This window comes from Streptomyces sp. NPDC046716, from assembly GCF_040645755.1.
Classification (GTDB): Bacteria; Actinomycetota; Actinomycetes; order Streptomycetales; family Streptomycetaceae; genus Streptomyces.
The window spans coordinates 1-23573 of record NZ_JBEYYU010000082.1 but is presented as its reverse complement, the minus strand read 5'-3'; the positions used below and the strand labels follow the sequence as shown (position 1 = coordinate 23573).

Genomic DNA, 23573 nt, shown 5'->3' with positions numbered 1-23573 from the left:
TGGTCCCGGCCCGCGCTGTCGTTCACGCAGGCCGTACGAGCCGTGCGGGGCAAGGGCCGGGGCGGTTCGGCCCGGGGCGGGCGACCCCGGGCGGCGCGGGGCGAAAGAAGGACCAAAGTCCCGGCCGAGGGACTTTCGCCTCATGGGGCAAACCCGGACACGCCGGTCATGGTGGAGCAGTTGCCCGACGCCGATGCGTTTCGCAGCTCCCGCTCCAGGGAAGCGCCGGGCGGTCCCCGACCCCGAACAAAGGTTTTTCTACGTGTTCTCCCTTGCCCGCAAGACCTCGTCCCGTGTCCGTGCCCTCGCCGTCGGCACCGCCCTCGTCGGCGCCTCCGGCGCCATGGTGATCGCCGGTACCGGTTCCGCCTCCGCGGCGACCTCCTCGGCCGGCTGGGACGCCGTCGCGCAGTGCGAGTCCGGCGGCAACTGGTCCGCCAACACCGGCAACGGCTTCTCCGGCGGCCTGCAGTTCACCTCGTCCACCTGGGCCGCGTACGGCGGCACCCAGTACGCCGCCAACGCCCACCAGGCGTCGAAGGCCGAGCAGATCACCGTCGCCCAGAAGGTCCTCGCGGACCAGGGTGCGGGCGCCTGGCCGAACTGCGGCGTCAGCCTGTAAAGAAGAGCGAAAGCTCGACAACTCAGACGGCGTCGGGGCCCCGTTCGCCCGTCCGCACCCGCACCACGGTGTCGACGGGCACGGCCCAGACCTTGCCGTCGCCGATCTTCCCCGTCCGGGCGGCCCGCACGATGGCATCCATCGCGGGCTCCGCGTCCTCGTCCGCGACGACGACCTCGATCCGCACCTTCGGCACCAGATCGACCTGGTACTCGGCGCCCCGGTACACCTCGGTGTGCCCGCGCTGCCGCCCGTACCCACTGGCCTCGGTCACCGTCAGACCCTGGACACCCACCTCTTGCAGCGCCGTCTTGACCTCGTCGAGGCGGTACGGCTTGACGACCGCGGTGATCAGCTTCATGGCGCGACCTTTCGGGCAGCGGGAGCGTGCGAGGGGTGCGTGGAGGCACTGAGGACGCCGTGATCGTACGCACTCTCCGCGTGCGTCGTCTGATCCAGGCCCGTCATCTCCTCCTCGGCCTCGGCCCGGAAGCCGAGCAGCCGGTCGATGACCTTCCCGATCCCGTACGTGACGAGGAAGGTGTACGCGGCCACGACCAGCACGGCGAGCGCCTGCTTGCCGAGCTGTCCGAACCCGCCGCCGTAGAACAGGCCCTCCTTCGCCGTCGAGCCGGTCATCGCCGACGTCGCGAACAGGCCGATCAGCAGCGTGCCCACCACACCCCCGACGAAGTGCACGCCCACCACGTCCAGCGAGTCGTCGTAGTGGAACCGGAACTTCCAGGCGACGGCGTACGAGCAGACGACTCCCGCCGCGAGACCGACCACGGCCGCGCCCAGCACGCCGACGACCCCGCAGGCCGGCGTGATCGCGACGAGGCCGGCCACCGCACCCGAGGCCGCGCCGAACGTCGTCGGGTGCCCGTCCCGCTTCTGCTCCACGAACAGCCAGCCCAGCAGGCCCGTGCAGCCCGCGATCAGGGTGTTGAAGAGGGAGGCCGCGGCGATCCCGTTCGCGCCGAGCGCCGAACCGCCGTTGAAGCCGAGCCAGCCGAACCAGAGCAGCCCCGCGCCCATGATCACCATCGGCAGGTTGTGCGGGCGCATGGCGTCCTTCTTGAACCCGATGCGCGGGCCGAGCACGAGACACAGGGCGAGCCCCGACGCGCCCGAGGCGATCTCGACGACCAGGCCGCCCGCGAAGTCGAGGGTGCCGAGCCGGTTCGCGATCCAGCCGTCCGGGCCCCAGACCCAGTGCGCGACGGGGACGTATACGAGCAGCGCCCACACCGGTACGAAGACCAGCCACGCCCCGAACCGCGTGCGGTCCGCGACCGCGCCGCTGATCAGCGCCGCCGTGATGATCGCGAAGGTCAGCTGGAAGGTGGTGAAGAGGAAGGTGGGGACCGTGCCGGTGACCGAGTCCGGGCCGATGCCCGCCATCCCGGCGTGCGACAGATCACCGATGAGCCCGCCGAACGCGTCGTCGCCGAAGGCGAGCGAATAGCCCGCGACCAGCCACACCACCGTCACCAGCGCGATCGACACGAAGCTCATCATCAGCATGTTGAGGACGGACTTCGTGCGGACCATGCCGCCGTAGAACAGGGCGAGGCCCGGTGTCATCAGCAGGACGAGCGCGGTGGCGGCGAGCAGCCAGGCGGTGTCACCGGAATCGAGGGCGGGGGCGGCCAGTGGCGATGCGGTCATGACGGTCGTCGCGGTCATCGGGACAGCGTCACGGGCCCGCGTTTCCGAATCCCTACCCCGGCGTTTCCGCAGTGTTTCGTGTTGCCGAGGGGTTACCGGGAGCTCACCGTACTGCGGGCCCCCGGACATCAGGGAGAATGGGCGCCATGAGCGCTCGTACCCAGCAGTCCCAGCCCTCCGGGGAAGCCGTCCACCGCGCAGGTTTCGCCTGCTTCGTCGGCCGCCCCAACGCGGGCAAGTCCACCCTCACGAACGCTCTGGTCGGCAAGAAGGTGGCGATCACCGCCGACCAGCCGCAGACCACGCGGCACACCGTGCGCGGCATCGTGCACCGCGACGACGCGCAGCTGATCCTGGTGGACACCCCCGGACTGCACAAGCCCCGCACGCTGCTGGGCGAGCGGCTCAACGACGTGGTGCGCACCACGTGGGCCGAGGTCGACGTCATCGGCTTCTGCCTCCCGGCGAACGAGAAGCTGGGCCCCGGCGACCGTTTCATCGCCAAGGAACTCGCGTCGATCAAGAAGACGCCGAAGATCGCGATCGTCACCAAGACCGACCTCGTCGACAGCAAGCAGCTCGCCGAGCAGCTCATCGCCATCGACCAGCTCGGCAAGGAGCTCGGCTTCCAGTGGGCCGAGATCATCCCGGTCTCGGCGGTCGGCGACAAGCAGGTCGGCCTCCTCGCCGACCTGATCGTCCCCCTCCTCCCCGAGGGCCCCGCGCTCTACCCCGAGGGCGACCTCACCGACGAGCCCGAGCAGGTCATGGTCGCGGAGCTGATCCGCGAGGCCGCCCTGGAGGGCGTCCGCGACGAGCTGCCGCACTCCATCGCCGTCGTCGTCGAGGAGATGCTGCCGCGCGAGGACCGCCCCGCCGACAAGCCGCTCCTCGACATCCACGCCTTCGTCTACATCGAGCGCCCCAGCCAGAAGGGCATCATCATCGGCCCCAAGGGCAAGCGCCTGAAGGACGTCGGCATCAAGTCCCGCAAGCAGATCGAGGCGCTGCTCGGTACGCCGGTCTATCTCGACCTGCACGTCAAGGTCGCCAAGGACTGGCAGCGCGACCCGCGCCAGCTCCGCAAGCTCGGCTTCTGATCAGCCGGAGGCGGGGCTCAGATCCTGGAGCCCGATCACCCGCAGCAGCTCCAGACGCTCGTACGTGTCCGTGCCCGGCCGCGCCGAGTGCACCACGAGCTGCTGGCCGTGCCCGTCGCTGAGCAGCACCTCGCAGTCCAGGTCGAGCGCGCCGACCACCGGGTGCAGGAAGGTCTTCGGCGACGGGCGGCGCACCACGACCTCGTGGGACTGCCACAGTTCCTCGAACTCCCTTGACGCTGCACGCAGTTCGGCCACCAGCGCGGTGGGCCCCGGATCGTCGGGGCGGGCCGCGGCGACCGCGCGCAGGCTCGCCACGTGGGCGCGGGCGTGCTTCTCGTGGTTCTCGGGCGGGAACAGCGCCCGGGTCTCCGGCTGCGCGAACCAGCGCCGGATCAGGTTCACCCCGGTCAGGTCGCCGGTCAGCGCGACCGACATCGTGTTCTGCGCCAGGCTCTCACCCCAGTCGCTGAGCACCGCGGCCGGCAGATCGTGCAGCCGGTCCAGGATCATCAGCAGCCCCGGGCGGACGTGGCCCGACGAGGTGCCGGGCCGGGGCGGCTCCTCGCCCGCCAGATGGAACAGGTGGTCGCGCTCCGCGTCGGTGAGCCGCAGGGCGCGGGCCAGCGCGGTGAGCATCTGCCGCGAGGGGTGCGAGCCGCGGCGCTGCTCCAGGCGCGTGTAGTAGTCCGCTGACATCCCGGCGAGTTGCGCCACCTCCTCGCGGCGCAGGCCCGGCGTGCGCCGCCGGGCGCCCTCGGCGAGGCCCACGTCGGAGGGGCTGAGGCGGGTGCGGGCGCGGCGCAGGAAGTCGGCGAGTTCGGCTCGGTTCACCTCTCCAGCATCGCGCGGGCCCGCGCTCGTATCCAGCGCACATCCAGGGAGTGCCGCTCCCTGGATAACCGCGTCTCTCCCGCCGGGCGCGCACCGGACGCAGGCTTCAGGCATGGCTCGTGACAGCGATATCGAGGAGGCGGCCATGCTGACGTTGGTGACCGGAGCGACGGGACAGGTCGGACGGCGGTTCGTGCCGCGGCTGCTGCAGGGCGCTCCGCAGGGCGACCGGGTGCGGGTCCTCGTCCGGGACGAGGCGCGCGGCGAGCGGTTCGCCGAGCTGGGCGCCGAGGTGGTGATCGGCGATCTGCGGGACGCCGACGTCCTGGGGAAGGCGACGGCCGGGGTGGACGCGGTGGTGAACGTCGCCGCGGCGTTCCGCGGGGTGCCGGACGAGGAGGCGCGGGCCGTGAACCGGGACGCGGCGATCGAGCTGGGGCGGGCCGCGGTGGCCTCGGGGGTGCGGCGGTTCGTGCAGGTCAGTACGGGGATCGTGTACGGGGCCGGGCGGGGCAGGCCGCTCGTCGAGACGGACGAGACGGTGCCGGGCGGGCACCTCTGGGGCGTCTACCCCGAGTCGAAGTGGGAGGCCGAGCGGGCGCTGGGCGCGCTGGAGGGCCTCGACGACCTGCGGATCGCGCGGCTGCCGTTCGTGTACGGGGACGGGGATCCGCACCTCGACACCGCGATCGAGTGGGCGCCGGCGTGGCCCGCGATGCAGCGGCTGCACATGGGGCATCACGCCGATGTGGCGCAGGGGCTGCGGCGGCTGCTGTACGCGGACGGGGCCTCCGGCGTCTACAACATCGCGGACGACGCGCCCGTGACGACGGTGGACATCCTTCAGCTGGGCGGGGTGGCGATCCCGCCCGAGTCCTACGAGAAGGAGACCCCGGATCCCTGGCACGCGGTGATGTCGACGACACGCATCCGCCGGGAACTGGGCTACCGCCCGGTGTTCCCGTCGGTCTGGACGGCACTGGACGCCGGGGCGCTGTAGCGGAGGCCCCCTGAGCGCCTGCCCGGCGCCGGGGTGCCGCCTTGCCCACCCTGCCGCCCTTGGCGGCAGATTGCCCAAGGCGGGGGCGGGGCGGAGGTCAGGCCACCCCTTTGATCCGGCGGACCAGCAGCGCCCCGGTCAGGCCCACCCCCGCCGCCACCAGATACAGCACCCGGTACCCGCCCAACTGGTTCACCAGTGGCGCGGCGACGGCCGGGGCGGCGACCTGGGGCAGGGAGTTGGCGATGTTGATGACGCCGAGGTCCTTGCCCCGGTCCAGCGCGGCGGGCAGCACATCCGTCATCAGCGCGAAGTCGACCGAGGTGAACACCCCGAACCCGACCCCGAGCACGGCGGCGGCGACCACGGCCCCCGGCCACGTCTGCCAGAACGCCAGCACCCCGGTCGCGACAGCCATCAGCACGCCCGACCACAGCACGAACGGCTTGCGCCGCCCCACCCGGTCCGACCAGGCCCCGCCGACGACGACGGTGCCGAGCAGCGTCACCCCGTTCACGGCGGTCAGGATCAGCACCCCGGAGTCCGGATCGGTGTAGTGGAGTCGATCGCGCAGATAGTAGAAGAGGTACAGCAGCACCAGCGCGTTGCCGAGGTTGATCAGGAACCGGGTCAGCCAGGCCCACCCCAGATCCGGATACCGGCGCGGACTCAGCCAGAACCCGGCCGCGAACCGCCGCCAGGACCACGCCGGCCGCGCCTCGGCACCGAGCCGCAGATCCGCGTACCGCACCACGTACGGCACCACGCCCACCACCGTGAACACGGCGCACGCCACATACCCGGCCCGCACCCCGCCCGCGACCGTCGCGAGCCCCGTCCCGGCGACCACCCCGAGGATCTGCGCGGCGCCGAGCCACCCGCCCACGGAGCCGCGCTGGAGCCGCGGCACCCGGTCGGGCACGGCGGCCGTCACCGCCGCGAACGCCGCGTTCAGCGTCAGCTGCACCAGGCACCACCCGGCGAACAGCACCCACACGGCGTCCGCGGCGCCGAGCAGCAGCAGCGACAGCGCGCCGCCCGCCGCGCCCGCCACGATCCAGGGCGTGCGCCGCCCGAACCGCGACACCGTACGGTCCGACAGCGCGCCGAAGACCGGGTTGGCGGCCAGCGACACCACCGCGCCGACCCCGGTCACCCAGGCCAACAGCGACTCCTTCGACAGGCCGGTGCCGGGAGCGAACTGTTCGGCCTGCCGGGCGAGCAGGATCTGCAACGGCCCGTACCAGCCCACCCAGATCGCGCCGTTGGCCAGCGAGAGCGCCGCCGTCCAGCCGCGGCCGACCTGCTCGGACGGTTCCGCGAGCGCCGGGTCGGTCATCCCCGCTGCCGCCGCAACTGGTCCCGCAGCCATGCGTACGAGGCCTTCGGGGTGCGCCTCTGCGTCGCGTAGTCGACATGGACGAGACCGAACCGCTTCGTGAAGCCCTCGGCCCACTCGAAGTTGTCCATCAGCGACCACACGAAGTAGCCGCGCACGTCCACGCCGGCCTCGATCGAGCGGTGCAGCGCCCGCAGATGCCCGTCCAGGAAGGCGATGCGCTCCTGGTCGTCGAGGCCGTCGTACGCGCAGCCGTTCTCGGTGACGACGAGCGGCGGCAGCCGGTCGCCGTAGCGCTCGCGCAGTCCGGTGAGGAGTTCGGCGAAGGCGTCGGGGACCACCGGCCAGTCGAAGTCGGTCCGCGGATGTCCCTCGATCTCCCTTACGGAGAAGGGGAGTTCGGCGGGCAGGGTGAGACCGGAGAACTCCACGTCGGCGGTGCCGGGCGCGCCCACCTTCGTCGGCTGGTAGTAGTTCACCCCGTACCAGTCGAGCGTGCCCTCGGAGATCGTCCTCAGGTCGCCCGCCACGTCCCCGCCCGGCATCGCCTCGGCGAACCCGTCCGGGTAGCGGCCCAGGATCAGCGGATCGGAGAACAGCCGGTTCAGGAGGATGTCGTACAGGTCGGCCGCCTCGAGGTCGGCCGGGTCCTGCGAGGCGGGCCAGGTCGGGCCGTGCGAGTTGGCGATGCCGATGCTCGTGGCGCCGTGCTCGCGCAGCACCCGCGCGGCCAGGCCGTGCGCGAGGAGCTGGTGGTGGGCGACCGGCAGCGCGTCGAAGAGCAGTTTGTGGCCGGGCGCGTGCTCACCCAGCGCATGCCCGAGCAGGGTGTGCTCCGCCGGTTCGTTGAGGGTGATCCAGCGGTCCACGCGGTCGCCGAGCCGGGCCGCGACCGTCGCCGTGTACGCGGCGAACCGCTCCGCCGTGTCCCGCGACCGCCAGCCGCCCGCCTCCTCGACCGCCAGCGGGGTGTCCCAGTGGAAGAGGGTCGGCACGGGACGGAGCCCTTGCGCGCACAGCTCGTCGACGAGCCGGTCGTAGAAGCCGATGCCGCCGGGGGACAGCACCCGGGGCCAGGAGAGCGAGAAGCGGTAGGCGCCGACGCCCAAGTCGCGGACGAGACCCACGTCCTCGCGGTAGCGGGCCACGTGGTCGCAGGCCGTCTCCGCCGTCGTGCCGTCCCTGACCCGGCCGGGCTCGGCGGTGAAGGCGTCCCACACCGACGGGCCGCGCTGGGCGACGGCGCCCTCGATCTGGTGGGCGGACGTGGCGACGCCCCACAGGAAGCCGGGCGGGAACGTCGGGAGCGCATCCGGGGTAGCTGCCATGGGCGCGATCATCCGTACCGGCCGGTACGAAGTCAACGCCCATGACAGCGGCGGAAGTTACGCCTGTTCCTACGCTCCCTCTTTGAGTACGCGGCTGATCAGTCTCCGCTGTTCCTCGGTGAGCCGGGGGTCCGCGCAGTACACGGTCCGCCCGTCCACGGTGATGGTGTAGCTGAATCCGTCCGGCACTCCTACGGGCGGTGTGCTCCGGCCGGCGGCCAGCGCCTTCTCGGCCAGGTCGTGCCACTCGTGGGAGTCGGCGCGGCCCGCGGTGTCGATCTCCGCGTGCCGGGCGATGCCGGCGAAGCCGCCGGTGCGCGCGACGTGGATACGCATGCTTTCTGTCTACCCCACTTCGGGCCCCGGCGGGACGTCTCACGCAGGTCATCACGCGCGCCACCGTCGTGGCTGGTCGCGCAGTTCCCCGCGCCCCTGAAACGAGCTTCGCTCGTCCAGGGGAGGCTGCGCGCAGCGCACGCCTCAGGGGCGCGGGGAACTGCGCGAGAAGCGGCCGCCGGGCCGCGCGGGGGGAAACTGCCTAGGGGCGCGGGGAACTGCGCGGCCAGCCGCGACGAGAGCCGCGCCCGAAAAGACCTACCTGCGCAGTCCCACCTCGGCGACCACCGGTCGATGGTCCGATGCCGCGGGTTCGGCCGGGACCGAAGCCGTCCGTACGTCGACGCCCGCCCCCACCGCCACGTAATCGATCCGCTTCACCGGCACATCGGCCGGGTACGTGACCCCGCCCACCGGCCCGGCATCCCGCAACTCCTGCCACAGAGGCGAGAGTTCGCCCGCGTCGGGCGTCGCGTTGAAGTCGCCCAGAAGAACCTGCCGCGCCCCGCGCACCGAGGAGCGCTCGGCGGCCATGATGCGCCGGGTGTCCGCGACCTGCGCCACCCGTACCGACGGATCCGCGCGATAGTCCAGGTGCGTCACGAAGACCTGCACGGGCACCCCGCGCACCTTCAGCGTCACCTCGCCGAAGCCGGGCGCGGGCGCCGGCACCGGGTTCGGATCCTGCGTCGACAGCCGGGTGATCTCGTGGTTGACGGCCGACCGGATCGGATACCGGGACAGCACGGCGACCCCGAACTCCCGCCGCGGCTCCCCCGCGGTCACCGGGTCCAGGCTGTAGATCGGCGCGAACGACACCCGCATCCCGAGCCGCCGCGCGAGCTCCCCCGCCACGTCCAGGTCCTGACTGCGCGCACCCCAGTGCACGTCGACCTCCTGGAGGCCGATCACATCGGCGTGCAGGGCGCGCAGCGCGGCCGCCTGCCGGTCGAGGTCGAAAACGTTGTCGGCGCCCGCGCCCGCGTGGATGTTGTACGTGGCGATGCGCAGCGGGACCGGTGGTGGCCCGTGCCGCTCGGCGGCCACGGCGGGGGCCGTCCCGAGCAGGGTCAACACGGCTACGGAAAGGACCAGTCGGGCAGCGGAGCGGGATCGTCTCGGCATGGCCGCACCGTATGCCGAAAACTCACTTGTACGCCGTAAGAGTTTCCCTTTACGGTGTACAGCAGTACCGCCCCACGCTTCCCGCCGTACGACAGGAGCCCGCATGACGGCGACGACCGCCGAGAACACCGGCGGCAACACCCAGCAGCCCGCCCCGGCCGGAGGCCACCCGCAGCGCTGGATCATCCTCGGCGTCATCTGTCTCGCCCAGCTGACCGTGCTGCTCGACAACACCGTCCTGAACGTCGCGATCCCCTCCCTGACCCGGGAGCTGCACGCGTCGACGTCCGACATCCAGTGGGTGATCAGCGCCTACTCGCTCGTCCAGTCCGGGCTGCTGCTCACCGCGGGCTCCACCGCCGACCGCTACGGCCGCAAGAAGATGCTCGCGGCCGGGCTCGTGCTGTTCGGCGTCGGTTCGCTGGTCGCCGGACTCGCCGACTCCACCGCGCAGTTGATCGCGGCGCGGGCGGGGATGGGTGTCGGCGGCGCGCTGCTGATGACCACGACCCTGGCGGTCGTCGTGCAGATCTTCGACGACACCGAGCGGGTGAAGGCGATCGGCCTGTGGGCCACCGTCAACTCGCTGGGCTTCGCCGTCGGACCGCTGCTCGGCGGCGTGATGCTGGACCACTTCTGGTGGGGCGCGATCTTCCTCATCAACATCCCGGTCGCGGTGATCGGTCTGATCGCCGTCCTCACCCTCGTACCGGAGTCGAAGAACCCGCAGGGCGACCGGCCCGACCTGCTCGGCGCGGTGCTCTCCACGATCGGCATGACCGGGGTCGTCTACGCGATCATCAACGGCCCGGACCAGGGCTGGACCTCCGGCACCACGCTGACCTCGGCCGCGATCGGGATCGTCTTCCTGGCCGCGTTCGTGGGCTGGGAGCTGCGCATCCCGTACCCGATGCTGGACATGCACTTCTTCCGCAACCAGAAGTTCACGGGAGCGGTCGCCGGGGCGATCCTCGTCGCGTTCGGCATGGGCGGCTCGCTGTTCCTGCTCACCCAGCACCTCCAGTTCGTGCTCGGGTACGGGCCGCTGGAGGCCGGACTGCGCACCGCGCCGCTGGCGCTGACCATCGTCGCCCTGAACCTCACCGGCGTCGGCGCGAAGTTCCTCGCCAAGGTCGGCACCCCGGTCACCATCGCGGCCGGCATGAGCTGCCTGGCGGCGGGGCTCGCGGCGATCGCCGTGCTCGGCGGGGACTCCTACGGCGGCATGCTGGCCGGCCTGGTCGTCATGGGCGTCGGCATCGCCTTCGCCATGCCCGCCATGGCCAACGCCATCATGAGCGCCATCCCGCCGGCCAAGGCGGGCGTGGGCGCGGGCGTGAACGGCACCCTCGCCGAGTTCGGCAACGGCCTGGGCGTCGCCGTCCTGGGCGCGGTCCTCAACGCCCGGTTCGCGGCGCTGGTCGCCGTCTCCGCCGCCTCGCTCCCGGCGGCGCTCGCCGCCGCCGACTCGGCCGGGGAGAAGGCCCGGATCGCGGACGCCTTCTCCTCGGGCCTGGAGACCAGCCAGCTGGTCGGCGCCGTCGCCGTCCTCGTCGGCGGACTCCTCGCCGCGGCGTTGCTGCGGCGCGCCGAGCGGGCAGAGTCAGCAGGGGCGACGGCCCCGGGCGCTTTCCCAACAAGCCCTGAACAGCCCTAGCATCGACATAGGCGGACGGGCGGATTCCGTGGGTGGGAGCCCCGGGGTCCGCCCCGCCCGGTACGACGACTTCTGGGAAGGTGCGCCATGGCGAAGGCAGCGCGGATGAGCGTCTGGCTCGAAGAGAGCAAGCCCGGACGCGGTCGGCGCAGCGAGCAGCCCAGCGGCCTGGACCGCGAGCGGATCACCGACGCCACGGTGAAACTGCTCGACGCCGAGGGGCTCGCCAAGTTCTCCATGCGGCGCCTGGCGGGCGAGCTGGGGGTCACCGCGATGTCCGTGTACTGGTACGTCGACACCAAGGACGACCTGCTCGAACTCGCCCTGGACCGGGCCTTCGGCGAACCGCGGGTCGACGGCACGGGCACCGACGGCGCCGACTGGAGCGAGCAGGTCCGCAAGCTGGCCACCGAGTACCGGGCACTGCTCGTGCGCCACCCGTGGATCTCCCCGCTGGTCGGCAACTACCTCAACATCGGCCCGAACTCCCTGGAGTTCTCCACCGCCGTGCAGCGCGTCTTCGCCGGCACCGGGCTGCCGATGAGCGCGCAGCGCGGGGCGATCGCCAGCGTCATGCAGTTCGTCTACGGGTACGGCACCGTCGAGGGCCACTTCCGGCAGCGGTGCGCCGACGTCGGCATGACGCAGGACGAGTACTTCCGGCAGACGATGACCACCTTCACCGCCCCGGCCGACAAGCCCGAGATGCTGCGGCACGCCGAGGAGACGATGGCGCAGGTGGAGGCCGGGGGCACGGTCGAGGAGATCCGTGACCTCGACTTCCACGTGGCGCTCGATCTCCAGATCGCCGGGATCGCGGCGCTGGTGGCGCGGGAGACGCGGGAGACGCGGGAGACGCGGAGCTAGCCGAGCCGCGCCGGGAAACCGCCCGTCGCCACCGGCCCCCACTTCTCCGGGGTGATCCGGATGATGGACTTGCCCTGCTTCACCATCGCCTCCCGGTACTCGTCCCAGTCCGGGTGCTCCCCCGAGATGTTGCGGAAGTACTCGACGAGCGCGTCGACCGAGTCGGGGGAGTCGATGACCTCGGCCGCGCCGTCGATCTGGACCCACGGCCCGTTCCACTCGTCGCTCAGCACGACCACGCTCACCCGCGGATTCCGCTTGGCGTTACGGGTCTTGGCGCGCTCGGGATAGGTGGAGACGACGATCCGCCCGGCGTCGTCGACCCCGCAGGTCAGCGGTGAGGCCTGCGGGGTGCCGTCGGCGCGGGCGGTGATGAGGAGGGCACGGTGGCGCGGCCGGACGAAGTCGAGCAGCTCGTCCAGGGACACCCGGGTGTTGGTCGCGATGTTCGGAGCCATGCCACCGAGCCTAGTTATCTTCCGGGCTACATGCTGGGCAGCGCGTCGCCCTGGACCGCCTGGATGTCGAGCTCCACCTTGAGCGTCGCGCCGATCGCCGCGATGCCGGCCTGGACGACCTGGTTGTAGTTCATGGCGAAGTCCTCGCGGCGCAGCTCGGCCGTCGCCTTGAACGCGGCGCGGGTACCGCCCCACGGGTCGGCGCCGGTGCCGAGGTAGCTGAGGTCGAGGTCGACCTGGCGCACCACGCCGTGCAGGTTCAGCTCGCCGTGCACGGTCCAGCGGTCGGTGCCGGCCGGGGTCAGGCCCGTCGACCGGTAGGTGATCTCGGGGTGCGACTCGACGTCCAGGAAGTCGGGGGACTTCAGGTGGCCGTCGCGCATCCCGTTGCCGGTGTCGATGGACGCCGACCGGATGACCGCCTCGACGCGGGACTTCTCCACGTCCTGCGCGATGTCGATCCGCGCCCGGAAGTCCGTGAACCGGCCGTGCACGGAGGTGATGCCCAGGTGCTGGGCGGTCGCGGCGACCGCGGAGTGCGCCGGGTCGACCGTCCACGCGCCGGGCGGCGGCAGCTCGGCGCCGCCCTGCCGGGCCAGCACGACGGTGCCGACCTCGGCGCGACCGGTCGCCGTGACCAGGGCGGTGGAGGCCGCGGGGCTGTACCCGACGGCGGTCACGATCACGGTGTACGGGCCCGGGGTGAGCGCGGCCGCGTCGTGCACGGCGCCCTCGTCGTCCGCCTCGGCACGCAGCACCTGCGCACCCGTCATGTCGGTCACCGTGACGACGGCGTGCGGCAGAGCCCACCCGTCCCGCGTCCGGATCCGCGCGCTGAGTCCCATCGTCCACATCTCCTAGCTGAAGTTCTCACACACGTAAGGGAGTTGAGTGCGCCCTGTACGTGAAACGGCCCCGGCCCGCAGCGTCTCGGCCGTCCCCTGCCGTTAACGACGCCACCGGGTCCGGGGCCCTTTTCCCACATCCGGACGGACGGTGCGGCTCACGTCTCCGCTCGAAACGCGGGCCGCACCGGGTGTCCGTCCGGAGTCAGTTACTCGCCGGGGTGGGCGAGTTCGATGTCGTGACCGTCGACGCCACTGCCGTTCACGGTCAGGTGCGTGGCCACCGGCGGGTAACCGGTCGCGATGACCGTGTACTCGCCGCCGTCCAGGTCGGTGAAGGCGTACGCGCCGTCGTCACCGGTGGTCGAGGTCGCGACCACGTTGCCCGCGGCGTCGACGAGCGTGACCCGCGCGTCGTTCAGCGAGCGGCCCGCCGCACGGACGGTGCCCTGGACCTGGGAGCCGGAGTTCAGCTCGATCTCGACGCGGGTGACACCCGTGCCGCCGACCTCGACGGGCAGGGCGAGCGGACGGTGTCCGGCCGCGTTCACGGCCACGGTCACCGCGCCGGGCACCAGCTCGGCGAAGGTGAACTCGCCGTCCTGGCCGGAGAGTCCGGTGGCCAGCACGTCGCCGCGGACATCGGTCACGATGACCATGGCGCCGACGACCGGGGCCTTGGTCTCCGCGGCCCTGACCACACCGCTCAGCCCGCTGGTGCCGCTGAGCAGGATGTCGTACGTGGTCCCGCTCCCGGTGCTGTCCTCGCCGACGACCACCGTGGAGGCCTGCGGCTGGTAGCCGTCGGCCGAGGCGATCAGGACGTAGGAACCGGCGCCGGGGGCGTCGACGGTGTACGAGCCGTCGCCCTGGGCGACCGCGCGGCCCAGCTGCCGTCCCCCGAGGGAGATCAGCGTGACCGCGGCCCGCGGGACCGGGGCGGACTCGGCGCCGCGGACGAAGCCGTGCACCGGGGTGCCGCCCGTGCCGGGCTGCGCCGGGACGGTGCCGGCCGAGGCCGACGACGCGACGGCCGCCAGGCGCTGGGTCTGCGTGTCGCCGACGGGCTCACCCGCGCCGACCAGGCTCGGCACCTTCTCCGGCTCGGCGGCCGGGGTGGTGGCGGTGAGGCCGGCGGGGGCGCCGGCGGCGGCCGCCTCGGTCTCCTTGGCCTGGTCCAGGCCGCCCGACGTACGCAGCGGAACCTCCTTGATGAACAGCATGGCGATGAGGGCGACCAGCGCGATCGGCGCGGCGATCAGGAAGACGTCGGCGATGCCGTGCCCGTAGGCGCTCTCCATGATCGTGCGCAGCGGCGCGGGCAGCTTGTCCAGGTCCGGGATGGCGCCGCCACCCGTACCGCCGTGGCCGAGGGCCGCGCCCTTGGGGCCGAGGTCGGCGAGGCCGTCCTTGACGTAGTGCGTGATGCGGGTGGACATGATCGAACCGAGCGCCGAGACACCCATCGCACCACCGAGGGAGCGGAAGAAGGTGACCGTGGAGCTGGCCGAGCCGATGTCCTGCGGGGCGACCTGGTTCTGGGTGCAGAGCACGAGGTTCTGCATCGTCATGCCGACGCCGAGACCCATCAGGGCCATGAAGATGGCGACGTGCCAGTACGGGGTGTCGTAGCGGATCGTGCCGAGCAGGCCGAGGCCCGCCGTGATGAGGACGCCGCCGGAGACCAGCCACGCCTTCCACTTGCCGGTCTTGGTGATGACCTGGCCCGCGACGGTCGACGAGATGAACAGGCCGCCGATCATCGGGATCGTCATGACACCGGACATCGTCGGCGACTTGCCGCGCGCCAGCTGGAAGTACTGCGAGAAGAACACGGTGCCGGCGAACATCGCGACACCCACGAAGAGCGAGGCGATCGAGGCGAGCGTGATGGTGCGGTTGCGGAAGAGCCGCAGCGGGATGATCGGCTCGGCGGCCTTCGACTCCACGAGGATGAAGATCAGGGCGAGCACGACCGCGCCGCCCACCATCGCGCCGGTCTGCCACGACAGCCAGTCGTACTTGTCGTCGGCGAAGGTGACCCAGAGCAGCAGGGTGCAGACCGCGGCGGTGATGAAGAAGGCACCGGCCCAGTCGACCTTGACGTTGTCACGCTTGACGGTGGGGAGCTTCAGCGTCTTCTGGAGCACGATGAGCGCGATGATCGCGAACGGCACACCGACGTAGAAGCACCAGCGCCAGCCCAGCCACGAGGTGTCGGTGATGACACCGCCGAGCAGCGGGCCGCCGACGGTGGCGACGGCGAAGGTCGCGCCGAGGTAGCCGGAGTAACGGCCCCGCTCGCGCGGGGAGATCATCGCGGCCATCACGATCTGGGCGAGGGCGGAGAGACCGCCGACGCCGATGCCCTGGACCACACGGCAGGCGATCAGCATGCTGGGGCTCTGCGAGAGCCCCGCGACGACCGAACCGCCCACGTAGACGATCAGGGCTATCTGGACGAGCGCCTTCTTGCTGAAGATGTCGGCGAGCTTGCCCCACAGGGGCGTGGTCGCGGTCATCGCGAGGAGCGAGGCGGTGACGACCCAGGTGTACGCGGACTGGCCGCCGCCGAGGTCGCCCACGATCTCGGGCAGAGCGTTGGTGACGATCGTCGACGACAGAATGGCGACGAACATGCCGAGCAGCAGCCCGGACAGCGCCTCCATGATCTGACGGTGCGTCATGGTGGCGCCGGCGGCGGGGGCATTGCCTCCGTGCTTGGCGGCATGGCTGCCCCGCACACCGGACGGTGTGGATGTTGCCATGGGATTCCTTTTCTTACGTCTTACGCGGGTGTACGGGTGGTCGGTGTCGAAGCCTGCGCGGCGAGGGGCAGCGGGGTCCGGGACGCCGTCGTCCGGCAGTCCCCGAAGCTGTCGCGCAGCCGCGTCATCAGGGCGATGAGCTCGTCGACCTCGGCGTCGGACCAGTCGCTCAGCCGGTCGGCGAGCAACTGTGTGGTCCGCGTGTTCAGGTCGTCCATCTGTTCGTGCCCCTCGGCGGTGAGGGTGAGGATCCGGGAGCGCTTGTCGGCGGGGTCGGGGCGGCGCTCGATCCAGCCGCGGTCCGCGGTGTGGGCCACGTGCCGGCTGGCCACGGACATGTCGACGGCCATCAGCTCGGCCATCCTGCTCATCCGCATGTCGCCGTAGCGCTTGAGGAGAGTGAGGACGGCTGCCGAACCTGCCGGACAGTCGTGGGGCAGGATGCGCGCCATGTCCCTCTTGACGGCGCCGAAGGCGCTGAGCTGTCGGGCCAGTTCGTCGTAATGACGCTGTGCGGCCACAGCACCTCCTGACCTAAACCTTATTTGTTGCTTAGAGCAACCATAGAAGCAGTTGGTTGCCGCAGGCAAACTAAAAAGGGCGTTCGACCCTAAAAACTAGGCAAACGTCCGGGCCGGATGATGTAAAGCTGCAGCTCACGAGGGCTATGGGTGACCTGTGGCGCCTGTGGCGCCGATTCGCTAGGGTCCTGCCCCATGGCACACAACCCCCAGGGCCCGGGCCCCGAAGGCAACATCGACCCCGCGGGCAGCACCCAGATGTTCCGCGCTTTCGTCGACGACGGCGGCACGCCGTCGCCGCGTGCGGAGGCGGCACCGGTGAAGTCCGGTCCCGGCGCGGGACTGATCGTCGGCATCGTGGTCGCGATCGTCGTGGTGGCGGCGGTGGCCTGGCTGGCGCTCAAGTAGCGGTCGGCCGCGTCCTCACTTCCACTCCACGGAGACGTCCCGCGTCTCGACGTGCATGCCGAGCGGCACGCGCCAGGAGTCGACGCAGACCGTCCACGTCTTCTCCTTCTTCTCCCCGGGCCCGATGGGCACGGGGAGTTTTTCTGTCGACTCGACGGTCGCCCAGTCGACGCCGAGCGCCCCGATGACGTGGGTCTCGAAGGTGACGGTGCCCGAACGCACCGCGGTGCCGCCGGAGTTGTGCAGCGTCAGGGTCACGTCCTGGCACCAGCGCTCGTCGGCGTCCTTCAGTACGGGGTCGCCCACCTTGAGGGCCGCGGGCGCGGGGGTCGAGGGAGTGCCGCCGCCGGCGGGTGTCCCGGACCCGGTACCGGAGCCGGAGCCCGACCCCGAGCCGGACGGGGTGCCGGCCGTGCCGCCGCCCTTGCCGCCGCTCTGTGTGCCACCGCCACCCGCCGTCCCGGACGAACCGGAGGCCCCCGGCGAGCGCGGGTCCCCTTTCCCGGACCCCGGAGACCCGGCGCGCGAGGAGTCCCCGGCGGGAGCTCCGCCACCGCTCCCCTTGCCGTCACCGTCGCCGTCGCCGTCCCCGTCGCCCCGCCGTCCGCTCCCGGAGGAGGCCGGGGAGTCCGGGTCCAGCGGCACCAGCTCCACCTTCCCGGTGGGCGCGACGCTGTCACCCGGCGCGGCGGAGTCCCCGGCGGCTCCCACGGCCACGTACTTGGAGGGCCCGCCGTCCCCGCCGAAGGCGACGGTGGCTGCTCCACCGAGCCCCACCACGGCGGCCGATGCGACCCCGACGGCGACGCCTCTACGTCCTCGTACCCACGTCCGCAGCATCGCGCCAGTGTGTCTGACGGTCCGTCAATTAGGAACCCTCGCGGCACTTCGGCCCGGACACGGCGTCGGGGCGGCGACCCGGCCGGGTCGCCGCCCCGTGACATCCGTCCGCGACGGTCAGTCCGCGATCAGGCCCTCTCGCAGCTGCGCCAGCGTCCGCGTGAGCAGCCGCGACACATGCATCTGCGAGATCCCGACCTCCTCGCCGATCTGCGACTGCGTCATGTTCGCGAAGAAGCGGAGCATGATGATCCGGCGCTCGCGGGGCGGCAGCTTGGCCAGCAGCGGCTTGAGCGACTCCCGGTACTCGACGCCCTCCAGGGCGGTGTCCTCGTACCCGAGCCGGTCCGCGAGCGAGCCCTCGCCGCCGTCGTCCTCGGGGGCCGGCGAGTCGAGCGAGGACGCGGTGTAGGCATTGCCCACCGCGAGCCCGTCGACGACGTCGTCCTCCGAAACGCCCAGCACCGCCGCGAGTTCGGGCACGGTCGGCGACCGGTCCAACTTCTGCGCCAGCTCGTCGCTGGCCTTGGTGAGGGCGAGCCGCAGCTCCTGGAGGCGGCGCGGCACCCGCACCGACCAGGACGTGTCCCGGAAGAACCGCTTGATCTCGCCGACCACCGTCGGCATCGCGAAGGTCGGGAACTCGACACCGCGCTCGCAGTCGAACCGGTCGATCGCCTTGATCAGGCCGATGGTGCCGACCTGGACGATGTCCTCCATCGGTTCGTTGCGGCTGCGGAAGCGGGCCGCCGCGTACCGCACCAGCGGCAGGTTCAACTCGATGAGGGTGTCGCGGACATAGGCCCGCTCCGGGCTGTGCTCGTCGAGCGAGGCGAGCCGCAGGAAGAGGGAGCGGGACAGGGTGCGGGTGTCGATGGCCCCTGTCGACACCGGGGCGATCGGAGCCACCGGTGCGACCGGCGCCTCGGAGGCCTCCGGGGCAGGGATCGGGGACGAGGCCTGGGCCGGAACAGGAACAGGCGTGTCGGGCGAGAGCGTGAGCACCTTCGAGCTGCCCTGGTCTGCGGACATGCCACCCCCTTGAGGTCGCGGACGGTCGCGGCGGACGCTCCCGTCAGGTAGGAACGCAGCCTCCACCTGAATACCGGACGTGAGGCTGCGCCAAACGCGGTTCCAGCAGAATGTCACATGTCGGCAACACGCTGTAGTGACATGTCGACAACCAAGGGGCGCATCAGCGCAGTTAGCAGGGGGTGTGGCCGAAGGTGGCGGGGTTTCCGCCGGGAAATCCCCGCAGAACCGGTCTACCCGATTCAGCTACGCCTCGATCCTGTTTGCGGATCGAAGTCGGGCGAAGCTGCGGGCGAGGAGTCTTGACACATGCATCTGCGAGACGCCCAGTTCGGCGCTGATCTGCGACTGGGTGAGGTTGTTGTAGTACCGCAGGAGCAGGATCCGCTGCTCGCGCTCGGGCAGCTGGACGAGCAGGTGGCGGACGAGATCGCGGTGTTCGACGCCGTCCAGCTCGGGATCCTCGTAGCCGAGCCGGTCGAGCAGCCCCGGCATCCCGTCGCCCTCCTGCGCGGCCTCCAGGGAGGTCGCGTGGTACGAGCGCCCGGCCTCGATGCAGGCGAGCACCTCGTCCTCGCCGATGCGCAGCCGCTCGGCGATCTCGGCGGTGGTGGGGGAGCGGCCGAAGGCGGTGGTCAGGTCCTCGCTCGCGGCGTTCACCTGTACCCAGAGCTCGTGCAGCCGGCGCGGGACGTGCACGGTCCGTACGTTGTCGCGGAAGTACCGCTTGATCTCCCCGACCACGGTCGGCATGGCGAACGTCGGGAACTGCACGCCGCGGTCCGGGTCGAACCGGTCGATGGCGTTGATCAGTCCGATCGTGCCGACCTGGACCACGTCCTCCATCGGCTCGTTGCGGCTGCGGAAGCGGGCCGCCGCGTAGCGCACCAGCGGCAGGTTCGCCTCGATCAGGGCGCCGCGCACCCGTGAGTGCTCCGGGCTGCCCGGCAGCAGGTTCTTGAGCTGGCCGAAGAGGACCTGGGTGAGGGCCCGGGTGTCGGCTCCGCGCGACTTCGCGGTCGACGCCTGCGGTGCCTGTGATGCCTGCTGTGGCGCCTGCGGTGTTTGCGGCGCGTGTGGTGCTTCTTGAGGCGCAGTACTGGCCGGCACGGTCAACCCCACCTCTGTTTCGTCAACTCTTCGATCAAAAGCGGTCATAGCATCACAAGACATGTGCACTGTGTGCAAGCACCGCATGACTACGTGTTGATGGGCCAGTCAGAGGTTCGGGACAGCAGAAAGCCCCTCACCGGTCAGGTGAGGGGCCGCTCGATCAGGTGACGCGGGGAGCGTCAGAACTCGTAGTCCGCGATCACCCACGTGGCGAACTCGCGCCACTGCGCGACGCCCGCCTGGTGCGCCGGGTGTTCGAGGTACCGCTTGAGGGCGTCGGTGTCCTCGACCGCCGAGTTGATCGCGAAGTCGTACGCGATGGGGCGGTCGGTGATGTTCCAGTCGCACTCCCAGAACGTCAGCTCGGGGATCTGCCCGCCCAGCGCGCGGAAGGCCTCGACGCCCTTGACCACGCGGGGCTCGTCACGGCCGACGCCGTCGTTGAGCTTGAACAGGACCAGATGGCGGATCACGGGCGAGGCTCCTCTGCCGGGCTCAGTTGCCGCCGCCGTTGGCCACCCAGGTCATGAAGTCCCCGATGGACTGTGCGGCGGACGATATGCCCTCGAACCCTATCTGGACGTAGTCCGCTGCCTTGGCGGGGTCGGTGATGATCAGGTACAGCACGAACACGATCACCACGAAGAGTCCTATTTTCTTCGGATCCATCGCGTCCGGCCTCCCCTTGCCCCGTGCCCCGGTGTTCTGTGTTGCCAGTGTGAGCCCCTGTTACCGGGCGCGAGTCTAACGTGACGTTCTCTCACATGACCTTTAAGGACCAACGACCTTTCGTTCCAGGCCCTTTGCCGTCCCTTCTCGGTGTGCGCGTGCCGGAGGATAGGTGGTGAGCCCGGACGATCTGGCAGGAATCGGAAGGGCAGGGACCGGACCCCGACTGCGGGGTTCACGCCGCGTCTTCCCCCCCTGAAGCGGCGTGGGCTGACGGGAGTCGGTCCTCATCGGGGGAAGCGGTTCGCCCCCCGAAACCGCTTCCCCCGACCCCAGCGGGACGAGATCCCCGGCGCCTTGGTCAGGAGCCGGGGATCTTCGTGTGTGCGGACATGCAGAACGCCCCTCTTCTCCGGTGACCCGGGGAAGAGGGGCGTTGTCAGCGGTAGCGGTGGGATTTGAACCCACGGTGACGGGTTACGCCACACTCGCTTTCGAGGCGAGCTCCTTCGGCCGCTCGGACACGCTACCGAGAGGAACTCTAGCCCATAGGAGGCCGTGGTTTGAAATCCGTATTCCTGAAGAAGCGCGTGAGGGGTTCCGCGCACTCGGTGGCGAGGACCTCGGCGATGACTTCGGGGCGGTGGTTGAGGCGTCGGTCGCGGAGCACGTCCCACAGGGAGCCGGCCGCCCCGGCCTTGTCGTCACGGGCTCCGTAGACGACGCGGTCGAGGCGGGACTGGACGGCGGTGCCCGCGCACATGGTGCACGGCTCCAGGGTCACGACGAGCGTGCAGCCGGTCAGCCGCCATTCCCCGAGCCGTTGTGCGGCCCGGCGGATCGCCAGGACCTCGGCGTGGGCGGTGGGGTCACCGGTCAGCTCGCGTTCGTTGTGCGCGGTGGCGAGGACCGTCGTGCCGTCCGGCGCGAGCAGGACGGCGCCGACGGGGACGTCGCCGCCCGCCGCGGCGAGCCCGGCCTCGGCCAGGGCCTGCCGCATGGCGGGCTTCCACGGATCACGTACGGGATCGGGGGTGTCGGGGGTGTCGGGGATGTCGGGGGTGTCTGGGGCCGGGGGCGTCACGGCGAGGAATCTAACCCCGGCGGCCGGGCCCCGGGGTCAGCGGACCGTTTCGAGGACCTCCGCGGCGCCCAGTGCGTCGGCGATCTCGCTCAGGGCGTCGGCCCCGTCGAGCGCGAGCAGTTCCTTCTCGGAGACGCCGAGGTCGGCGAGGATGTCCCGGTCGCCGAGCGGCCCCGCGGGGACCGCCTCGGAGTCCGGGCCACCGCCGCCGTCCGACGCGTCGCCGTCGTCGTCATCGGCGGCCTGGTCCGGCTCGCCGTCCTCGGTGCCGTCCAGGTCGAGGGCGTCGAGTTCGTCGGCGTCCGGATCCTTGCCGAGCAGTTCGTCGGTGAGCAGGATCTCGCCGTAACTGCTGCGAGCGGCGGCCGCGGCGTCCGAGACGTAGATGCGAGGGTCGTCCTCGCCGTCCACGCGGACGACGCCGAACCACGCGTCCTCCTGTTCGATGAAGACGAGGACCGTGTCGTCTCCCGCGTCGGCCTCGGCGGCCGCTTCGCGGGCCAGGTCGGACAGGTCCGACAGGGTCTCCACGTCGTCGAGCTCTGTGTCGCTCGCTTCCCACCCGTCTTCGGTGCGCGCGAGCAGTGCGGCGAAGTACACCGTGACTCTCCCACTGGTCTCAGTGCCGGTCGGGGGTCCCCCCGGCGGATTCTGATGGACGGGAGTGCAGTTCAAGCCCCGCCCACTCGGAATCGTGGCAGAAAGAACGCCGTCAGGAGAGGTCTTCCGCGCGCTGTGTTGGCGTCGCGTCCTTCACAGGCCACGCACACCCGTGTCCGGTGTGAGCCGCGTCACCCGAAGGGCACCGCTGAGCCGCCCGAAGCCGGTGCCCGGTGCCGGGCGTGCCGCGCCGTCACCAGCGGAACGTACGCATCCGCATCTGCTGGCGCATGCGCGCGGCCCGGGCGCGGCGCGGCTGGACCCGGGCCCGCAGTTCGCGTGCCTCGGTCAGTTCCCGCAGGAACACCGCGCGACGGCGCCTTCGCTCGGCGTCCGTCTCGGGCTCGGGACGCTCCGCCGCCGGTATGTCATCAGCTGTGTCACCGGCGGAGGCCGACCGCGCTCGGCGCTTGCTGTCCGGCATGAGCCACCTCACCACCCCACTCGACGGGTCCTGTCCATTGTCCCCGACCCTCCGATTTCCCTCCTGTTCCCTCCTGAGGTGCTGTTGATGCCCCATGTGGCGGTTGTGCCCGGCGGGTGCGCGGGGGAGCCGTGGGTCTGGGGCCCGGTTACTGTTGAGGACATGCGGATCCACGTCGTCGACCACCCGTTGGTGGCGCACAAACTCACCACGCTGCGCGACAAGCGCACCGACTCCCCGACCTTCCGGCGCCTGGCCGACGAGCTGGTCACCCTGCTCGCGTACGAGGCGACCCGGGACGTGCGCACCGAGCAGGTCGACATCGACACCCCGGTCTCCCGGACGACGGGCGTGAAGCTGTCGTACCCGCGCCCGCTGGTGGTGCCGATCCTGCGCGCCGGTCTGGGCATGCTCGACGGCATGGTGCGCCTCCTGCCGACCGCCGAGGTGGGCTTCCTCGGCATGGTGCGCAACGAGGAGACGCTGCAGGCCTCCACGTACGCCACGCGGATGCCGGACGACCTCTCCGGCCGCCAGGTCTACGTGCTGGACCCGATGCTCGCCACGGGCGGCACGCTGGTCGCGGCGATCCAGGAGCTCATCAAGCGCGGCGCGGACGATGTCACCGCCGTGGTGCTGCTGGCCGCGCCCGAGGGCGTCGAGATCATGGAGCGGGAGCTGGCCGGGACGCCGGTGACCGTGGTGACCGCGTCGGTCGACGAGCGGCTGAACGAGAGCGGCTACATCGTGCCGGGCCTCGGTGACGCCGGTGACCGTATGTACGGCGCCGCCGAGTAGTTCAGCCACGAACAAAGCCGCAGTCGCGTCCGCTCGATACATGAGCGGACCCGCTGACGAACTTCCGCACCCGC

25 protein-coding genes, 1 tRNA gene and 1 pseudogene are annotated in these 23573 nt (G+C 71.1%); 7 read left to right on the top strand and 20 right to left on the bottom strand.

The features are described from left to right. Positions 1-262 precede the first annotated feature (262 nt). Positions 263-613 (top strand): annotated as a pseudogene (locus ABZ930_RS37460) (transglycosylase family protein); the annotation flags it as partial. A 31-nt stretch (positions 614-644) separates the two neighbouring features. On the opposite strand, the gene ABZ930_RS37455 reads toward ABZ930_RS37460, so the two are convergent. Both ABZ930_RS37455 and ABZ930_RS37450 read right to left on the bottom strand, forming a co-directional pair. Beyond that, entirely contained in the window at positions 645-983 is a 339-nt protein-coding gene (locus ABZ930_RS37455; protein ID WP_353942479.1) for a P-II family nitrogen regulator, read from the bottom strand. Continuing rightward, entirely contained in the window at positions 980-2293 is a 1314-nt protein-coding gene (locus tag ABZ930_RS37450; protein WP_361558662.1) for an ammonium transporter, read from the bottom strand. The genes ABZ930_RS37455 and ABZ930_RS37450 overlap by 4 nt, the downstream gene beginning before the upstream one ends. Before the next feature lie 137 nt (positions 2294-2430). On the opposite strand from ABZ930_RS37450, the gene era reads away from it, so the two are divergent. Further along, entirely contained in the window at positions 2431-3393 is a 963-nt protein-coding gene (gene era, locus ABZ930_RS37445) for a GTPase Era (protein WP_181512724.1), read from the top strand. On the opposite strand, the gene ABZ930_RS37440 is transcribed toward era, so the two are convergent. Beyond that, complete coding sequence (locus ABZ930_RS37440) at positions 3394-4227, bottom strand: helix-turn-helix transcriptional regulator (protein WP_361558619.1); 834 nt, start codon at positions 4225-4227, stop codon at positions 3394-3396. 145 nt (positions 4228-4372) lie between these two features. Here ABZ930_RS37440 and ABZ930_RS37435 point away from each other — a divergent pair, with 145 nt between their 5' ends. Continuing rightward, entirely contained in the window at positions 4373-5227 is an 855-nt protein-coding gene (locus tag ABZ930_RS37435; protein WP_361558659.1) for an NAD(P)-dependent oxidoreductase, read from the top strand. Positions 5228-5324: 97 nt separating this feature from the next. Here ABZ930_RS37435 and ABZ930_RS37430 read toward each other — a convergent pair whose 3' ends face one another. From ABZ930_RS37430 to ABZ930_RS37415, 4 genes are all read right to left on the bottom strand, one after another. Then, complete coding sequence (locus ABZ930_RS37430; protein WP_361558616.1) at positions 5325-6566, bottom strand: MFS transporter; 1242 nt, start codon at positions 6564-6566, stop codon at positions 5325-5327. After that, entirely contained in the window at positions 6563-7894 is a 1332-nt protein-coding gene (locus ABZ930_RS37425) for a GH1 family beta-glucosidase (RefSeq protein ID WP_361558614.1), read from the bottom strand. The genes ABZ930_RS37430 and ABZ930_RS37425 overlap by 4 nt, the downstream gene beginning before the upstream one ends. Positions 7895-7963: 69 nt before the next feature. Further along, positions 7964-8230: a protealysin inhibitor emfourin gene (locus tag ABZ930_RS37420; protein ID WP_361558611.1), complete on the bottom strand. Its 267-nt coding sequence runs from the start codon at positions 8228-8230 to the stop codon at positions 7964-7966. Between the two features lie 258 nt (positions 8231-8488). Beyond that, entirely contained in the window at positions 8489-9355 is an 867-nt protein-coding gene (locus ABZ930_RS37415) for an endonuclease/exonuclease/phosphatase family protein (RefSeq protein ID WP_361558608.1), read from the bottom strand. Between the two features lie 103 nt (positions 9356-9458). Here ABZ930_RS37415 and ABZ930_RS37410 point away from each other — a divergent pair, with 103 nt between their 5' ends. Next, the gene (locus ABZ930_RS37410) at positions 9459-11012 is read left to right on the top strand and encodes an MFS transporter (protein ID WP_361558605.1); all 1554 of its coding nucleotides are present in this window, start codon (positions 9459-9461) and stop codon (positions 11010-11012) included. Between the two features lie 87 nt (positions 11013-11099). Further along, positions 11100-11879, top strand: coding sequence for a TetR/AcrR family transcriptional regulator (locus ABZ930_RS37405; RefSeq protein ID WP_361558602.1), 780 nt, complete (start codon positions 11100-11102; stop codon positions 11877-11879). Here the strand turns inward: ABZ930_RS37405 and ABZ930_RS37400 are convergent. The 4 genes from ABZ930_RS37400 to ABZ930_RS37385 all read right to left on the bottom strand — a co-directional run bounded on the left by ABZ930_RS37400 (position 11876) and on the right by ABZ930_RS37385 (position 16471). Continuing rightward, positions 11876-12337 (bottom strand): PPOX class F420-dependent oxidoreductase, encoded by a 462-nt coding sequence (locus ABZ930_RS37400; RefSeq protein ID WP_361558599.1) that lies wholly within the window; start codon positions 12335-12337, stop codon positions 11876-11878. The genes ABZ930_RS37405 and ABZ930_RS37400 overlap by 4 nt on opposite strands. 26 nt (positions 12338-12363) lie before the next feature. After that, positions 12364-13182, bottom strand: coding sequence for a YceI family protein (locus ABZ930_RS37395; protein ID WP_361558596.1), 819 nt, complete (start codon positions 13180-13182; stop codon positions 12364-12366). A 209-nt stretch (positions 13183-13391) separates the two neighbouring features. Beyond that, the gene (locus ABZ930_RS37390) at positions 13392-15950 is read right to left on the bottom strand and encodes an MFS transporter (RefSeq protein ID WP_361558593.1); all 2559 of its coding nucleotides are present in this window, start codon (positions 15948-15950) and stop codon (positions 13392-13394) included. 20 nt (positions 15951-15970) lie between these two features. Further along, positions 15971-16471: a MarR family transcriptional regulator gene (locus tag ABZ930_RS37385; RefSeq protein ID WP_361558590.1), complete on the bottom strand. Its 501-nt coding sequence runs from the start codon at positions 16469-16471 to the stop codon at positions 15971-15973. 195 nt (positions 16472-16666) lie between these two features. Between ABZ930_RS37385 and ABZ930_RS37380 the strand changes: the two genes are divergently transcribed. Continuing rightward, a complete protein-coding gene (locus tag ABZ930_RS37380; RefSeq protein ID WP_361558587.1) occupies positions 16667-16879 on the top strand; it encodes a hypothetical protein in 213 nt (70 codons plus the stop codon). 15 nt (positions 16880-16894) lie between these two features. Here ABZ930_RS37380 and ABZ930_RS37375 read toward each other — a convergent pair whose 3' ends face one another. The 9 genes from ABZ930_RS37375 to ABZ930_RS37335 all read right to left on the bottom strand — a co-directional run bounded on the left by ABZ930_RS37375 (position 16895) and on the right by ABZ930_RS37335 (position 22701). Then, positions 16895-17719 (bottom strand): hypothetical protein, encoded by an 825-nt coding sequence (locus ABZ930_RS37375; protein WP_361558584.1) that lies wholly within the window; start codon positions 17717-17719, stop codon positions 16895-16897. A 117-nt stretch (positions 17720-17836) separates the two neighbouring features. Continuing rightward, positions 17837-18751: a SigB/SigF/SigG family RNA polymerase sigma factor gene (locus tag ABZ930_RS37370; protein WP_361558581.1), complete on the bottom strand. Its 915-nt coding sequence runs from the start codon at positions 18749-18751 to the stop codon at positions 17837-17839. Positions 18752-18997: 246 nt separating this feature from the next. Beyond that, entirely contained in the window at positions 18998-19861 is an 864-nt protein-coding gene (locus ABZ930_RS37365) for an RNA polymerase sigma factor SigF (protein ID WP_361558579.1), read from the bottom strand. Positions 19862-20043: 182 nt separating this feature from the next. Further along, positions 20044-20337 carry a Dabb family protein gene (locus ABZ930_RS37360; protein WP_361558576.1) on the bottom strand — a complete coding sequence of 98 codons (294 nt, stop codon included), beginning with the start codon at positions 20335-20337 and terminating at the stop codon, positions 20044-20046. A gap of 22 nt (positions 20338-20359) precedes the next feature. Then, a complete protein-coding gene (locus tag ABZ930_RS37355; protein WP_361558573.1) occupies positions 20360-20533 on the bottom strand; it encodes a hypothetical protein in 174 nt (57 codons plus the stop codon). 443 nt (positions 20534-20976) lie between these two features. Then, positions 20977-21064 (bottom strand) — tRNA-Ser (locus tag ABZ930_RS37350). A gap of 10 nt (positions 21065-21074) precedes the next feature. Further along, positions 21075-21533 carry a tRNA adenosine(34) deaminase TadA gene (gene tadA, locus ABZ930_RS37345; protein WP_361558656.1) on the bottom strand — a complete coding sequence of 153 codons (459 nt, stop codon included), beginning with the start codon at positions 21531-21533 and terminating at the stop codon, positions 21075-21077. A gap of 120 nt (positions 21534-21653) precedes the next feature. After that, complete coding sequence (locus tag ABZ930_RS37340; protein ID WP_361558570.1) at positions 21654-22217, bottom strand: hypothetical protein; 564 nt, start codon at positions 22215-22217, stop codon at positions 21654-21656. Between the two features lie 253 nt (positions 22218-22470). After that, positions 22471-22701 carry a hypothetical protein gene (locus ABZ930_RS37335; protein WP_361558568.1) on the bottom strand — a complete coding sequence of 77 codons (231 nt, stop codon included), beginning with the start codon at positions 22699-22701 and terminating at the stop codon, positions 22471-22473. Positions 22702-22863: 162 nt separating this feature from the next. Here ABZ930_RS37335 and upp point away from each other — a divergent pair, with 162 nt between their 5' ends. Beyond that, on the top strand, positions 22864-23499 hold the full coding sequence (gene upp, locus ABZ930_RS37330; protein WP_111667532.1) for a uracil phosphoribosyltransferase: 636 nt from the start codon (positions 22864-22866) through the stop codon (positions 23497-23499). Positions 23500-23573: the final 74 nt, after the last annotated feature.